The sequence below is a fragment of the Streptomyces griseobrunneus genome, assembly GCF_046713465.1.
Classification (GTDB): domain Bacteria; phylum Actinomycetota; class Actinomycetes; order Streptomycetales; family Streptomycetaceae; genus Streptomyces; species Streptomyces microflavus.
Map to the genome: position 1 here is coordinate 2,614,908 of NZ_CP177080.1, position 14,067 is coordinate 2,628,974.

Below are 14,067 nucleotides of genomic sequence, written 5' to 3' on the forward strand. Positions count from 1 at the left end.
CCTACGGAGCTACGGGGGCGCCACCGCGGGCCACACAGTCCGCGAGGTGGTCGTCGACGAGGCCGCAGGCCTGCATCAGCGCATAGGCGGTGGTCGGGCCGACGAAGCGGATCGAACGCTTCTTCAGCTCCTTGGCGAGCGCGGTGGACTCCGGGGTGACGGCGGGGACGTCGCCCAGCCCTCCCGGGGCGGGGCGGCCGGCCGGGTCGGGGGCGTAGGACCAGATCAGCTCGTCCAGCTCCCCGGCCGGCCAGTCGGCGAGCACCTTCGCGTTGGCGAGGGTGGCGTCGACCTTGGCCCGGTTGCGGATGATGCCCGGGTCGGCGAGGAGCCGCTCCCGGTCGGTGTCGGTGAACTTCGCGACCTCGGCGATGCGGAATCCGGCGAACGCCGTACGGAAGGTCTCGCGGCGGCGCAGGATCGTCAGCCAGGACAGGCCTGACTGGAACGCCTCCAGGCAGAGCCGCTCGAACAGGGCGTCGTCCCCGTGGACCGGGCGGCCCCACTCGGTGTCGTGGTAGGCGAGGTAGTCCTCGGTGGACAGGCCCCACGGGCAGCGCAGCCTGCCGTCGGGGGCGGCCACGGCTCCGCCGCTCATCGTGCGTCGTCCTCGCCGCGGGCCGGGCCGTGGCCCTGGTCGCCAGGCTCGGCGGGCCGGTCCCCCGGCTGCTTGAACAGGTCGGTCCCCGTCGTCACCGCGGACGCCTGCACCCCGGCCAGGGCGGACTCCAGCTCCGCGATCCGGGCGTCCCGCTCGGCCAGCTCCGCGCCGAGCCGGGACAGCGCCTCGTCGACATCGGCCATCCGGTAGCCACGGGCGGCCATCGGCAGGCGCAGCGCCTCGACGTCCGCCCGGCCGACCGGGCGGGTGGCGGGCAGGGGGTCGGTGAACCGCTCGGGGGTGACGTCCTGGAGCACGGGGCTCCCGCCACCGCCGACCACCGCGAGGGTGACCGCCGTGACGACCACGACCATCGTGAGCAGCAAGAACCAGAACACGCGCATCTCCCCGGGGGCGGAAACCTCGTCCGGCTCCGATCGTGCCATGCGGCACGGACAGTCGGGGCCGGACGTTAGGGTCGCAGGCGGGCTATCGAGGAGGAAACACGGGATGCGAAGCGGTGCACTCAGGCTGGGGCGGCGGGAATTCGGGCCGCACGAGCCGGTGATCATGGCGATCGTGAACCGGACCCCGGACTCCTTCTACGACCAGGGCGCCACGTTCCAGGACGAACCGGCGCTCGCCCGGGTCGAGCAGGCGGTGGCCGAGGGCGCCGCGATCATCGACATCGGCGGGGTGAAGGCCGGCCCCGGCGAGGAGGTGAGCGCCGAGGAGGAGGCGCGCCGCACGGTCGGGTTCGTCGCCGAGGTCCGCCGCCGCCACCCGGACGTGGTGATCAGTGTGGACACCTGGCGGCACGATGTGGGCGAGGCGGTCTGCGAGGCCGGGGCGGACGTGCTGAACGACGCGTGGGGCGGGGTCGACCCGAAGCTGGCGGAGGTCGCCGCGCGGTACGGGGCGGGGCTTGTGTGCACGCACGCGGGGGGCGCGGAGCCGCGGACGCGGCCGCACCGGATCGCGTACGACGACGTCATGGCGGACATCCTGCGGGTGACGGTGGGGCTTGCGGAGCGGGCGGTGGGGCTCGGGGTGCGGGCGGACGGGATCATGATCGATCCGGGCCATGACTTCGGGAAGAACACCCGGCACTCTCTTGAGGCGACGCGTCGCCTTGAGGAGATGGCGGAGACGGGGTGGCCGGTGCTGGTCTCGCTGTCCAACAAGGACTTCGTGGGAGAGACGCTGGACCGGCCGGTGAAGGAGCGGGTCATCGGCACGCTGGCGACGACGGCGGTGTCGGCGTGGCTGGGGGCGCGGGTGTACCGGGTGCATGAGGTGGCGGAGACGCGGCAGGTCCTGGACATGGTGGCGTCGATCGCGGGGCACCGGGCTCCGGCGGTGGCGCGGCGGGGGCTGGCGTAGGTGAGGTGGGGCGGCGCCCGGAGCCGTCCCACCCCAACAGCTGAAGAGTCCTCAATCGCCGGACGGGCTCAATTGGCTACCGTCCGACCTCCTTCGTCACCAGCGTCACCGCTTCGTCCACGTCGTCCGTCACGTGGAACAGCAGCAGGTCCTTCTCCGAGGCCTTGCCCTGGGCCACCACCGTTTCGCGCAGCCAGTCGATCAGGCCGCCCCAGTAGGCGGTGCCGAAGAGGACGATCGGGAAGCGGGTGACCTTGCCGGTCTGGACGAGGGTGAGCGCCTCGAAGAGTTCGTCCAGGGTGCCGAGGCCGCCGGGCAGGACCACGAAGCCCTGTGCGTACTTCACGAACATCGTCTTGCGGACGAAGAAGTAGCGGAAGTTGACGCCGATGTCGACGTGCGGGTTCAGCCCCGACTCGAAGGGCAGCTCGATGCCCAGGCCGACCGAGACGCCCTTCGCCTCCCGGGCGCCCTTGTTGGCGGCCTCCATCGCGCCGGGGCCACCACCGGTGATCACCGCGAAGCCCGCGTCCACCAGCGCCTTGCCGATCTGGACGCCGGCCTCGTACTCCGGCGATCCGGCCGGGGTGCGGGCCGAGCCGAAGACGCTGATCGCGCTCGGCAGTTCGGCGAGCGCGCCGAAGCCCTCCACGAACTCCGACTGGATGCGCATCACCCGCCACGGGTCGGTGTGCACCCACTCGGAGTCGCCCTCGGAGTCCAGCAGCCGCTGATCGGTCGTGCCGGGCTGGACCTGCTCCCTGCGGCGCAGTACCGGACCCAGCCACTGTTCCTCGGGGGCCACCGCGCCCTCGGGGACCTCCGCACCTTCAGGGATTCGTGCGTCCTCGGCGTTGACCATGTTCCGCTCCCTCCACCGGCCTGTGTCGTCCTGGGCCGGGCTGTGTCGTGCTGCGTCCGGCCAGCGTAGATCGGCGGAGGTTACGTACGGGGGAATGCCGTGCGTCGGGCGGTCGGGCGCTCAGGCGGTGAGCCAGGAGCGGAGCCGGTCCTCGCAGTGGGTGATCTTCTCGACCACCACGTGCTCGTCGCGCTTGTGGGCGTAGATCGGGTCGCCGGGGCCGTAGTTCACCGCGGGGACGCCGAGGCCGCCGAAGCGGGAGACGTCCGTCCAGCCGAACTTGGGCCGGGCCGTGCCGCCGACCGCTTCCATGAACGCCTTGGCGGCGGGGTGGGAGAGGCCGGGCATGGCGGCGCCGGAGTGGTCGTCGATGACGATCCCGGCCACCCCGCAGTCGGCGAAGACCTCGCGGACGTGGGCGATGGCCTCCTCCTCGGTGCGGTCGGGGGCGTAGCGGTAGTTGACAACGACGGTGCAGGCGTCCGGGATGACGTTGGTGGCGACGCCGCCCTCGATGCCGACGGCGTTGAGCCCCTCGTGGTACTCAAGGCCGTCGATCACCGGGCGGCGGGGCTCGTACGCGGCCAGCTTCGCCAGGATCGGGGCGGCGGCGTGGACGGCGTTGGACCCCATCCAGCTGCGCGCGGAGTGCGCCCGCTCGCCCGCCGTACGCAGGTGGACCCGGAGCGTGCCCTGGCAGCCGCCCTCGACCTCGCCGTCGGAGGGCTCCAGGAGGACGGCGAAGTCTCCGGCGAGCCAGTCGGGGTGGGCGTCGGCGATGTGGCCGAGGCCGTTGAGGTGGGCGGCGACCTCTTCGTTGTCGTAGAAGATGAAGGTCAGGTCGCGGTTGGGTTCGGGGACCGTCGCGGCGATCCTGAGCTGGACGGCGACGCCGGCCTTCATGTCGGTGGTCCCGCAGCCCCAGAGGATGCCGTCCGCGTCGAGGCGGGAGGGGACGTTGCCGGCGATCGGCACGGTGTCGATGTGCCCGGCGAGGACGACACGCTCGGCGCGGCCGAGGTTCGTGCGGGCGACGACGTTGTTGCCGTGCCGGTCGACGGTCAGATGGGGCAGGGAGCGCAGCGCTGTCTCGATCGCGTCGGCGAGTGCCTTCTCCTCCCCGCTGACCGAGGGGAAGTCGACGAGCCGGGCGGTGAGCGCCGGGCCGTCCAGGGTCAGGTCAAGCGTGCTGTCGGACATGGCCACGACCCTAGAGGACGGGGCGTACGGGCATGGTCATGACCCTGGAGGACGGGGCGCAGGGGCATGGTCACACCCCTGGAGGGCCGGGGTATCGGCCCCCGGTCGTACCCTCCAGTACGGTGGGGCCCGTGCCCCGGACAGCCAGCCCCGCCCGCCGCCGTCGCAGCCGCCTCCTCCGCTACGCGGCCGCCTTCGCCGTGCTCGCCGCGCTGGGCGGTTATCTGGCCGTGCAGTACGACTCCTCCACCACCGAGTCCGCGCCGCGCTGTGTGGTCCGGGCCGCCGACGGGGACCACACCTACGAGATGAGCCTGCACCAGGCGGCGAACGCGGCGACGATCTCCGCCGTGGGCACCACCCGCGGGATGCCGGAGCGGGCGGTGACTATCGCGATCGCGACGGCGATCCAGGAGTCCACGCTCCGCAACATCGACCACGGGGACCGCGACTCGGTCGGCCTGTTCCAGCAGCGGCCCTCGCAGGGCTGGGGCACCGTGGCGCAGATCATGGACCCGGTGTACTCGTCCGGGGAGTTCTACGACCACCTCGCCGAGGTACCGGGCTACTCGCGGCTCCCGCTGACCGTGGCGGCGCAGCGCGTGCAGCGCAGCGGCTTCCCGCAGGCGTACGCGAAGCACGAGCCGGACGCCGCGCTGCTGGCCTCCGCGCTGACCGGGCGCGAGCCCGCCTCGCTGAACTGCACGCCGTCGGCGAAGACGGCGGAGGGCCCGGGGGACGCGGCGCAGGTGCGGGCCGAGCTGATCCGCACCTTCGGCAAGGACGTCCTGCCGGAGACGAAGGCGGCGGGCGCGTCGGCGGCCGCCACCGTGTCGGTGCCCGTGCCGGCGACGGCCCGGGCGAAGGCGGAGGGCGCGCCGCAGCGCGGCTGGGAGCTGGCGCACTGGGCGGTGGCGCACTCCGAGGAGCTGCGGATCGAGCGCGTGAGCTATGCCGACCGGGTCTGGGACGCCGGTTCGGGCTGGCGGACGGAACGTACGAAGGATAAGGAACCGGACACGACGGCCGTCGGGATCCGGGTCGCTCAGTAGTACGGCCCGTCACCCGTTCGGACCCTTGGGGCTGCCGCTCCGGGCCCCTGGGCCGCCGTTTCGGATTTTCGTTCATGCCGCACCGATTCCCTTGCCGCCCAAGGGAAGTGACGGTTCATCGAACGGCTCCGGAATGCTTTGTTTGCCCGGGTTCCTCCACTGCGGATTATCGGACGCATTGCTCACTCTTTACCTTCGTCCGCCGCAACTTTCCCTCCCCTCGGACCTGTTGTCAGTGCGTCCGGCTCACCGGACCGAATCACTGACATCCCGTCGAAGGAGCACCATGTCCCTCCCCCTGACCCGTCGGATCGCTCGTGCCGCGCTGCTGATCGCCGCAGGTGCAGCCCCCGTGGTCGGTGCGGCCGGCGCCGCAGGTGCCGCAGAGCTCCCGCAGACCCCGGACCTCGGCGGTCTGACCGCGCTGGACGGTGCCGGTCTCGGCAACACCGTGGACAGCGCCGCTCAGCAGGGCACCAAGGCCGCCGGTGACACCGGCGGCCGCCTCGTCGGCACCGCCCTTCCGGCCGCGGGCAAGACCGCCGGCCAGACCGCCAAGGTGGCCGCCCCGGCCGTCCAGGAGACCGCGGGCCAGACCGCGGGCAGCGCGGGCGAGGCCGTCGGCGGCGTCGCCGGTGCCGCCGGTGGCGGCCTGCCGACCGATGCTCTCGCGGGCGGCCTGCCCACCGGTGGTCTGCCGCTGAACGGTCTGCCGATCGGCTGACCCACCGCCGTACGGCACACATGCGAGAGGGCCCGGGGAGTGCGCACTCCCCGGGCCCTCTCGTACGCCCGTATCAGGACAGGCGCTTGACCGCCGCCGCCACCCGCTCGTCGGTCGCGGTGAACGCCACCCGGACGAAGCGCTCGCCCGCCGGGCCGTAGAAGTCGCCGGGCGCCACCAGGATGCCCAGCTCCGCGAGGTAGGCCACGGTCTCCCAGCACGGCTCGTCACGGGTCGCCCAGAGGTAGAGGCTCGCCTCGCTGTGCTCGATCCGGAAGCCGTGCGCCTCCAGGGCGGCGCGCAGGGCCAGGCGCCGGTCCGCGTACCGGGCGCGCTGCTCGGCCACGTGCACGTCGTCACCGAGGGCGGCGACGGCGGCGGCCTGCACGGGGGCGGGCGTCATCATCCCGCCGTGCTTGCGGATCAGCAGCAGCTCGCCGAGGACGGCCGCGTCGCCCGCGATGAAGGCGGCCCGGTAGCCGGCCAGGTTGGAGCGCTTGGAGAGCGAGTGGACGGCGACGATCCCGTCGTAGTGACCGCCGCAGACGTCCGGGTGGAGCACCGAGACCGGCTCGGCGTCCCAGCCGAGCTCCAGGTAGCACTCGTCGCTGAAGACCAGCACCCCGTGCTCGCGCGCCCACGCCACGATCCGGGTGAGCTCGTCCTTGGGGAGCACCTTCCCGGTCGGGTTGGAGGGCGAGTTGAGCCACAGGAGCTTCAGCCCCGCCGGGTCCAGCTCGGTCGGGTCGTCGTAGACGACGGGCTCCGCACCGCAGAGCCGGGCGCCGACCTCGTACGTCGGGTAGGCGAGCCGCGGGTAGGCGACCTTGTCGCCCGCGCCGAGCCCGAGCTGCGTCGGCAGCCACGCCACCAGCTCCTTGGAGCCGACGACCGGCAGCACGTTGGCGTGGGTCACCCCGACCGCGCCGAGGCGCCCCTCCACCCAGCCGGTGAGCGCGTCGCGCAGGGCCTCGGTCCCCCACACCGTCGGATAGCCGGGGCTGTCGGCGGCGGCGGTGAGCGCCCGCCGGATCACCTCGGGCACCGGGTCCACCGGCGTACCGACGGAGAGGTCCACGATGCCGTCCGGATGGGCCTGGGCCGTCGTCTTGTACGGCGTGAGCCTGTCCCAGGGGAAGACCGGGAGGCGGGAGGAGACTGCGGACACGGGTCTCTGCTTTCTCGGGTTTCTCGGGCCGTTCCCGGCCGTACGGGGAAACGCCTCGGCCCCGCACGGTGACAAGCCGTACGGGACCGGGCTGCGCACTTGGTGCCGCTGCCGCTTACTGGTTCTGCGGCGGCAGTCCGGCGACGAACGCGTGGTCGCGCTCGATGAGACCGAGCTTCGAAGCACCACCCGGGGAGCCGAGGTCGTCGAAGAACTCGACGTTCGCCTTGTAGTAGTCCTTCCACTCCTCCGGAGTGTCGTCCTCGTAGAAGATGGCCTCGACCGGGCAGACCGGCTCACAGGCTCCGCAGTCGACGCATTCGTCCGGGTGGATGTACAAGGATCGCCGGCCCTCGTAGATGCAGTCGACGGGGCACTCTTCGATGCAGGCCTTGTCCTTCACGTCGACACAAGGCTGCGCGATGACGTAGGTCACGCTGTCGTTCCTCCTCGGTAGGGCGTTGGCTCTCGCGCGGGAGCGCGGCGTCGTCGATGCCCGCCCCTAGTATCTCCGTTCTCGGGCACGATCCGAACAGGAGGGGCGGACAGAGCTGTGGAATTCACCATGGGCGGACGGCTGGAAGTCCGCATCACACCGGCTGACGTGGGCAAACGGGTCTCCGTCCGAAGGCGCCCCGAGGGGGACGGCGCAGGCGCGGAGTTCACGGACACGGTCGGTGTTCTCACATCATGGAACGACGGTGTGGTCTCGATCACACGAAAGAGCGGGGAGTCCGTCCACATCGTGGAATCCTCCCTGGTCGCGGGCAAGGTCGTCCCCGCCGCCCCGGCCCGCCGGCGGGGCCCGGCGGCCTCCTTCCGGGAGCTGGCCGCCGTCACCGCCCGCGCCTGGCAGCCGCTGGAGAGCGAACCCCTGGGCGACTGGCGGCTGCGCGCCGCCGGAGGCTTCACCCGGCGCGCCAACTCCGCGCTGCCGCTCGGCGATCCGGGCCTGCCGCTCGGCGAGGCGTTCGGGCGGGTCGAGCGCTGGTACCAGGAGCGGGGCCTGCCCGCGTACATCCAGACGGCGACCGGGGCCGAGGGAACGCAGGAGGCCCTCTGTGCGGAGCTGGAACGGCACGGGTGGCGGCGCGAGGTCTCGGCCGAGGTGCGGATCGCCGCGCTGGCGCCGGTCGGTGACCTGGACGCTGACATCACGGCGGTGCGGCTGACCCGCGAGCCGGACGAGGCCTGGCTCTCGCGCTACCAGCGCTTCTCCACCCCCGGCCCCCATGTGCTGCGGGTACTGGGCAGCGGTCCCTCCGTGTGGTTCGCCACGGTGGCGGGCGAGGCCGGCGGGGAGGCGCCCGCGGCGATCGGCCGGTGCGTGGTGGACGGGAGGTGGGCGGGGTTCATGGCCGTCGAGGTCGCCCCCGAGCAGCGGCGGCGCGGGCTGGCCACCTCGGTGATGGCGGCCCTGGCCCGCCGGGCCCTGGACGAGGGCGCTTCGGCGGCCTGGCTCCAGGTGGAGGAGGACAATGAAGGGGCGCGGGCCCTGTACGACGGCATGGGTTTCGCGGCGCACCACCGCTACCACCACTTCCGGCCCGCCTGACGAGGCCCGGAGCGGGGAGCCGGGCGGGGGCAGGGCACGGCAGCAGGGACGAGCAGGGACATGGGTCGCATATGAGCGCGCAGGATTCCGGTACGGCCGACCGCCGGCGGCAGTTCGCCGAGGAGGCCCGGTCCGAACGGCCGGATCTGGCACTGCTCTGTCTGCTGCTGGGCGCGGAGGCGGGCCCGGTCGGCCCCGACGAACCGCGCCCGGTCCGGCCGGACGAGGTCTCCCCCGACCCGTACGGGGTCGACGCGGCGCAGATCGAACTGGACCGGCTCGCCGGACTGCTGCCGTACGGCTCCCGCTCCCCCGCCGCGTGGGCCTCGGCGCTGTCGGAACTGCTGGGCGAGCGGTTCGAGTTCAGCGGCTCGTCGGCCGACTACCAGCGGCTGGAGTCCTCGCTCCTCCAGCAGGTGCTGCGGCGTCGCCGGGGGCTGCCGATCCTGCTCTCGGTGGTCTGGATCGAGGTCGCCCGGCGGGCCGGCGCCCCGGTGTACGGGGTGGCGCTGCCCGGCCACTTCGTGGTGGGTTTCGGTGACCCCGCGCAGCCGGTGCTCGTCGATCCGTTCGCCGGGGGCGCGCCGTTGACCGGCGAGGACGCCGATCTCCTGGTCGCCGGGGCGACGGGGGCGCGGCTGGAGCCGTCCATGCTGACGCCCGCGCGGCCGCTGGAGATCGTGCTGCGCATCCTCAACAACATCAGGGCCTGGGCCACCGCCCGCCCCGAGCGCACGGATGTGGCCCTCTGGGCGGTGGAGCTCTCGCTGCTCCTGCCCTCGCACCCGGCGCGGCTGCGCTACGAGCGGGCCCAGCTCCTGGTCCAGCGCGGGGAGTTCCAGCGCGGGGCTGCGGAGATGGAGGAGTACGCGGAGGTGCTCGACACCATCGAGCCGACGACCGCCGAGTCGGTCCGCCGGAAGGCCCGGGCGGCCCGCGCCCTGCTGAACTGAAACGGCCCACGCACAGCTGCGCTACAGGGGAATCCGGCCGCATTCAGCCGTTCCGCCACCCGATGCGCTCCCGCTGTACATCCGAACGCCCCCATCCGCGCCCATCAGGCACGGGAATCCGCCAATTCGTCGGCGTGCCCGAATGCTCATGCGCTCCACTGGAGACCCGTCACCCGACGCGCACACGCCATCGCATTCTGCGATACGCCTGTAGTGCGCGCGCCAGGAGAGAAATGCCGAGGGCAGCCTGATGACAACCGTTCTGCTGGTCCACACCGTGCCCCTGTGGCGCGCTTCGCTGGCCTCCCTGCTCGGTGCGGGGCAGGGAATAGAGGTACGGACCGCCGACCGGGGCGCGATACGTTCGGCGCTCGCCGGAACAGGGCCCGATGTGCTCCTCACCGACCTCGACTGTCCGGATGCCCTGGACGTCCTGGAGGAGGTGAGGTCGCTGGCCGGACCGCACGGCAGGCGCTGTCCACTGGCCGTGCTCACCTGCAGCGACCGGCCGCGGGGGCTGCGCCGGGCCTATGAGGCGGGCGCCCGCGGCTATATCGACAAGTACCGCCCGGTGAACGATCTCTCCGAGGTCATGCACAAGCTGGCCGACGGCGGGCGGCATATCGACGAGTCACTTGCCTTCAGCCTGTTGCAGGTGGCCGACATGCCCTTATCTCCCAGGGAATTGGGCGTGCTCGCCCTCGCCGAGGGCGGGGAAACCGTCTCGGGTATCGCGCAGCGGCTGCACCTGACCCCGGGGACGGTCCGCAATTACCTGGCCGCCGCCATTCGGAAATCCGGTGCGCGCAATCGGGTGGACGCCATCAGAAGAGCGAAGGAGGCGGGCTGGATTTGAGCCCGTTCCCGTGGGGCCGGCCGTCCGGGCCGCCGCTCTCGCGGGGCTCTTCGTCCGGTTCCCAGAGTCCGGCCAGGTCCCGGTAGAGGGCCGAGGTGCGCAGCAGCTCCGCGGAGGTGCCGCAGCAGGTGCGGGACCCGTCCATCACGAGGATCCGGTCGGCCCGCCGGGCCGAGCTGAGCCGGTGGGCGACGACCACCAGGGCGCCCGGCAGGGCGGCGAACGCGAGCTCGGCGCGGGTCTCGGCGGCCGGGTCGAGCCGGCTGGTGGCCTCGTCGAGCACGATGAGCGGCGGGGCGGCCACATAGGCCCGGCCGAGGGCGACGAGCTGGCGTTCACCCTGGGAGAGCCGGTCCGGGTCCAGGGGTGCGTCGAGGGAGCCGAGCCGGGAGAGCAGGGGGTCCAGGCCGAGCGCGTCGATCATGGCGGCGAGGTCACGGTCGCCCGCGGCGGGGCGGAGGTAGCGGAGGTTGTCCCGCAGTGAGCCGGTGAACACGTAGGCGTGCTGGGGCAGCAGGACGCGTACGGAGGTGGCGTCGGCCGGGCGCACCGGCCGCCCGTGCCAGCGCACCGCGCCTGCCGTGGGCCGCTCCACCCCTGCGATGACGGCGGCGAGCGTCGACTTGCCGCTCCCGCTCGGCCCGACGACCGCGAGGTGCTCGCCGGGGGCGACGGTGAGGGAGAGCCGGTCCAGGACGGGGTGCGCGGCCGGTCCGTACGCGAAGGTGACCGCCCGGAGTTCGGCCACGGGCGCGTTGCCTCGTACAGGTGGCACGGAGGGCAGCCGGTCGTCGGCGGCGGGCGGTGGCGGCGCGTCCGTGAACCGGTCCAGGACCACCAGCAGGCGGCCGCCGACGGTGGAGAGCATGGTCATCAGCGCCTGGACGGCCGGGGCCAGCGCCTGGGTGAGGTAGGTGAGCGCGCCCACCAGTGCGCCGGGTGTGAGGCCGTTGCGCAGCAGCCAGGGGGCGCCGAGCAGCAGCAGGAGCGGCGGGAACCGGCCGCAGACCGCGAGCGCCACCACGCGTACGCCGGACCAGCGGGCCAGCGAACGGGCCGCGCGGACCTGGTCGTCGGCCAGGGCCCGGGACTCCGCCACCGTGCGGTCGGCGGCCCCGGCGGCGGCGATGTCCCGCAGATCGGCGGCGGTCCGGCCCGCGTGGGCGGCGTACGCCTCGTCGGCGGTGAGGTAGTCGCGCTGACGGGCGGCCATCGGCAGCAGGGTGGCCAGGAACAGGGCGGCGCCCAGGATCAGCGGGGGCAGCACGATCAGCAGGAGCCTCGGCTCCAGGGCCAGCAGCCCGGCCACGGCCCCGGCCACCGTGAAGACGAACGACCGGAGGGTCAGGACGAGTCCGGCCCAGCCGTCCCGGGCGATCTCACTCTGATGGGTGACCTGGGAGAGGGAGCGGGCGGTGGTGTCGGCGGGGTGCGCGAGGGCGTCTGCGAGCGCCCGGGAGACCGCGCGCCGCACGAGCCCGTCGCGCAGCGGCTCCACCAGGTCGGCGAGGTGTCCGAAGACCCCGCGGGTGGCGAGCTGGGCGGGGAGCACGGCCACGGCGGCGACCGCCAGCCAGAGGAGGCCGGTGAGCGGGCGTCCGGCGATGAAGCCGTGGTCGAGTGCCCGGGCCACGCCGTACCCGCCGAGGAAGGTCTGGACGAACTCCAGCAGGGACCAGCCGGCCAGCCGCAGGACGGTTCCGGTGCGGGCCCGGAGGAAGGGGCGGGCGTCCCGCGTGACCCGGGTGAGGGCGCCGTCGCGGCGGCTGTCGGCCTTGGCCGGTCGGGGTGGCGTCACCGGGCCTCCGCTCCGCGCATCGCTTCGGCGCGTGGTCGTGGTGGCGTCCCGGAGGTGTCCGGCGGGTCGGGTGCGCCGGCCACCTCCGTACGGAACACCGCCCGGTACTCCGGGTCCGCCCAGAGCTCCTCGTGAGGGCCCGTCGCCCGGACGCGGCCGCCCTCCAGCCAGAGGACCCGGTCCGCCCGCGCGGCCGAGGAGAGCCGGTGGGCCACGATCACGCGGGTGGAGTGCCCGGCCCGCTCGTCGAGTGCGCGCCTGACGTGGTGCTCGGTGACGGTGTCGAGGCCCGAGAGGGCGTCGTCCAGGATCAGCAGCCGCCCGGGGTGGGCGAACGCGCGGGCCAGGCCGAGGCGTTGGCGTTCGCCGCCGGAGAGCGGGGCGTCGGTGAGCGGGGTGGCGTAGCCGTACGGGAGGAGCCCGACGAACCCGTCGGCCCGGGCGGCCCGGGCCCCGTCGCGTACCGCCTCGGGCCCGGCGGTCCACGGCCCGAAGGCGATGGTGTCCTCGACCGTGGTGCCGGGCAGGGCGGGGCGGGCGAAGGCGTAGGCGACCTCGGGACGGAGGAGGGAGGGGTCCATGGCGGTCAGCGGCACGCCGTCGAGGAGCACGGTTCCGGTGTCCGGGTCGAGGAGCCGTCCGGCGACCGCCGCGAACACCGACTTGCCGGAGCCGGAGCGGCCGACGACGGCCAGGGACGTGCCGCCGGGGACGGTCAGGTGGACGCCGGTGAGCAGGGGCTGCCCGTCCTGTACGACGCCGACGTCGCGGAGTTCGAGGTGGCCGGGGCGGCCGGGGACCGGGCCGAGCCCCTCGTGCGGCAGCGGGTCCAGGGTGAGCAGCGGGTCCAGGGTGCGGGCGGCGGCGCGGCTGCGGGCCAGGGCGCCGAGCGCTCCGGTGAGGGCGCCGATGCCGACGGCGAGGCCCGCGTACCGGGAGGCGGCGACCAGGTCGCCGACGCCGATCGCGCCCGCGCCGAGCCGGAGACCGGCGACAGCGAGGACCAGCAGCATGAGGAGCGGCAGCAGCAGGGCGCTCTGGCCGGCGGCACGCCCGTACACGGTCCAGGTGCGCCGGCCGTGGTCCGCCAGGGCGCCGAGCGGTTCGAGGATGCGGTGGTACTCGCGGGCTCCGGTGCGGGCGGCGCGGATGGTGTCGGCGCCGTCGAGGGCCTCGGTGAGGCGGTGGGCGATGACCGACTGGGCACGCTGGTAGTCGGCTCCGGCATCGGCGGTGCGGCGGGTGAAGGTGTGCAGCAGGGCGACGAGCAGGGGTGCGCCTAGGAGGAAGGCGGCCGCCGTCCAGGGGTCGATGAGGAAGAGGCCCGCGACCGCGCCGACGGGGAGCAGGACACCCGCGACGGCCCCGGCGGCGGTGACCGGTGCGGCGGCCGCGTCGGCGGTGCGGGCGGTGAGCCGGGCGGTGAGGTCGCCGGTCGGTACGGCGAGGGCGCTGCGGGGTTCGGCCGCCAGGACCCGGGCGGTCGTGCGGGTGCGCAGATGGGCGGTGAGCCGGGCGGTGGTGCTGGTGCCGAGCACGGCCGCGCCCGCGTCGAACCCGGTCTCGGCGAGGGTCAGTGCGGCGCAGAGCAGCAGCCCCGACCAGGGTACGGGCCCGCCGTCGATGAGCCCGTCGACGGTGTGGCCGAGGGCTGCGGGCAGGGCGAGGGCGGCGAGCGCGCCGCCGGTGGAGCAGAGGAACAGGGCCAGGAGGGCGGCCGGGTGGCGCCGGGCGAGCCGCCGGGTGCCGGACGCCGCCGCGGGGCGGGGTTTCAGCCGCACGTGGTCTTCCTTTCCGGACCCGCGTCGATCGGTACGGACAGACGCCGCCGGTCCCGGGCGGACGAACCGCGCGGGACCGGCGGACGGGCCGCCCGGTCCGCCGGTGAGATCACCGGCGGAGCGGGCGGCGAGGC

14 protein-coding genes are annotated in these 14,067 nt (G+C 73.8%); 6 read left to right on the plus strand and 8 right to left on the minus strand.

What is annotated here, in order from left to right; translation table 11 throughout:
- Position 1 precedes the first annotated feature (1 nt).
- Positions 2-598 (minus strand): DNA-3-methyladenine glycosylase I, encoded by a 597-nt coding sequence (locus tag ACK8N7_RS11435; protein ID WP_403209464.1) that lies wholly within the window; start codon positions 596-598, stop codon positions 2-4.
- The gene (locus ACK8N7_RS11440) at positions 595-1,047 is read right to left on the minus strand and encodes a cell division protein DivIVA (protein ID WP_051821857.1); all 453 of its coding nucleotides are present in this window, start codon (positions 1,045-1,047) and stop codon (positions 595-597) included. The genes ACK8N7_RS11435 and ACK8N7_RS11440 overlap by 4 nt, the downstream gene beginning before the upstream one ends.
- A gap of 64 nt (positions 1,048-1,111) precedes the next feature.
- Here ACK8N7_RS11440 and folP point away from each other — a divergent pair, with 64 nt between their 5' ends.
- On the plus strand, positions 1,112-1,984 hold the full coding sequence (gene folP, locus ACK8N7_RS11445) for a dihydropteroate synthase (RefSeq protein WP_403209462.1): 873 nt from the start codon (positions 1,112-1,114) through the stop codon (positions 1,982-1,984).
- Positions 1,985-2,060: 76 nt separating this feature from the next.
- Here folP and ACK8N7_RS11450 read toward each other — a convergent pair whose 3' ends face one another.
- Positions 2,061-2,846 carry an LOG family protein gene (locus tag ACK8N7_RS11450; protein ID WP_403209460.1) on the minus strand — a complete coding sequence of 262 codons (786 nt, stop codon included), beginning with the start codon at positions 2,844-2,846 and terminating at the stop codon, positions 2,061-2,063.
- Between the two features lie 120 nt (positions 2,847-2,966).
- Positions 2,967-4,046, minus strand: a complete 1,080-nt coding sequence (gene dapE / locus ACK8N7_RS11455; protein ID WP_500442119.1) for a succinyl-diaminopimelate desuccinylase — start codon at positions 4,044-4,046, stop codon at positions 2,967-2,969.
- Between the two features lie 131 nt (positions 4,047-4,177).
- Here dapE and ACK8N7_RS11460 point away from each other — a divergent pair, with 131 nt between their 5' ends.
- Positions 4,178-5,098 carry a hypothetical protein gene (locus ACK8N7_RS11460; RefSeq protein ID WP_500442121.1) on the plus strand — a complete coding sequence of 307 codons (921 nt, stop codon included), beginning with the start codon at positions 4,178-4,180 and terminating at the stop codon, positions 5,096-5,098.
- A 286-nt stretch (positions 5,099-5,384) separates the two neighbouring features.
- Complete coding sequence (locus tag ACK8N7_RS11465; RefSeq protein ID WP_403209454.1) at positions 5,385-5,822, plus strand: ATP-binding protein; 438 nt, start codon at positions 5,385-5,387, stop codon at positions 5,820-5,822.
- Between the two features lie 73 nt (positions 5,823-5,895).
- Here ACK8N7_RS11465 and dapC read toward each other — a convergent pair whose 3' ends face one another.
- Together dapC and fdxA are read right to left on the minus strand one after the other, a co-directional pair.
- Entirely contained in the window at positions 5,896-6,990 is a 1,095-nt protein-coding gene (dapC, locus tag ACK8N7_RS11470) for a succinyldiaminopimelate transaminase (protein WP_403209452.1), read from the minus strand.
- A gap of 115 nt (positions 6,991-7,105) precedes the next feature.
- Positions 7,106-7,426: a ferredoxin gene (gene fdxA, locus ACK8N7_RS11475; RefSeq protein WP_403209450.1), complete on the minus strand. Its 321-nt coding sequence runs from the start codon at positions 7,424-7,426 to the stop codon at positions 7,106-7,108.
- A gap of 117 nt (positions 7,427-7,543) precedes the next feature.
- Between fdxA and ACK8N7_RS11480 the strand changes: the two genes are divergently transcribed.
- From ACK8N7_RS11480 to ACK8N7_RS11490, 3 genes are all read left to right on the plus strand, one after another.
- Positions 7,544-8,545, plus strand: a complete 1,002-nt coding sequence (locus ACK8N7_RS11480; RefSeq protein ID WP_500442123.1) for a GNAT family N-acetyltransferase — start codon at positions 7,544-7,546, stop codon at positions 8,543-8,545.
- Positions 8,546-8,616: 71 nt separating this feature from the next.
- Positions 8,617-9,498: a transglutaminase-like and tetratricopeptide repeat-containing protein gene (locus ACK8N7_RS11485; protein WP_403209446.1), complete on the plus strand. Its 882-nt coding sequence runs from the start codon at positions 8,617-8,619 to the stop codon at positions 9,496-9,498.
- Between the two features lie 250 nt (positions 9,499-9,748).
- Positions 9,749-10,354, plus strand: a complete 606-nt coding sequence (locus tag ACK8N7_RS11490; RefSeq protein ID WP_403209444.1) for a LuxR C-terminal-related transcriptional regulator — start codon at positions 9,749-9,751, stop codon at positions 10,352-10,354.
- On the opposite strand, the gene ACK8N7_RS11495 is transcribed toward ACK8N7_RS11490, so the two are convergent.
- Both ACK8N7_RS11495 and ACK8N7_RS11500 read right to left on the minus strand, forming a co-directional pair.
- Positions 10,323-12,152, minus strand: a complete 1,830-nt coding sequence (locus ACK8N7_RS11495; protein WP_500442126.1) for an ATP-binding cassette domain-containing protein — start codon at positions 12,150-12,152, stop codon at positions 10,323-10,325. The genes ACK8N7_RS11490 and ACK8N7_RS11495 overlap by 32 nt on opposite strands.
- Positions 12,149-13,933: an ABC transporter ATP-binding protein gene (locus tag ACK8N7_RS11500; RefSeq protein WP_403209440.1), complete on the minus strand. Its 1,785-nt coding sequence runs from the start codon at positions 13,931-13,933 to the stop codon at positions 12,149-12,151. The genes ACK8N7_RS11495 and ACK8N7_RS11500 overlap by 4 nt, the downstream gene beginning before the upstream one ends.
- Positions 13,934-14,067: the final 134 nt, after the last annotated feature.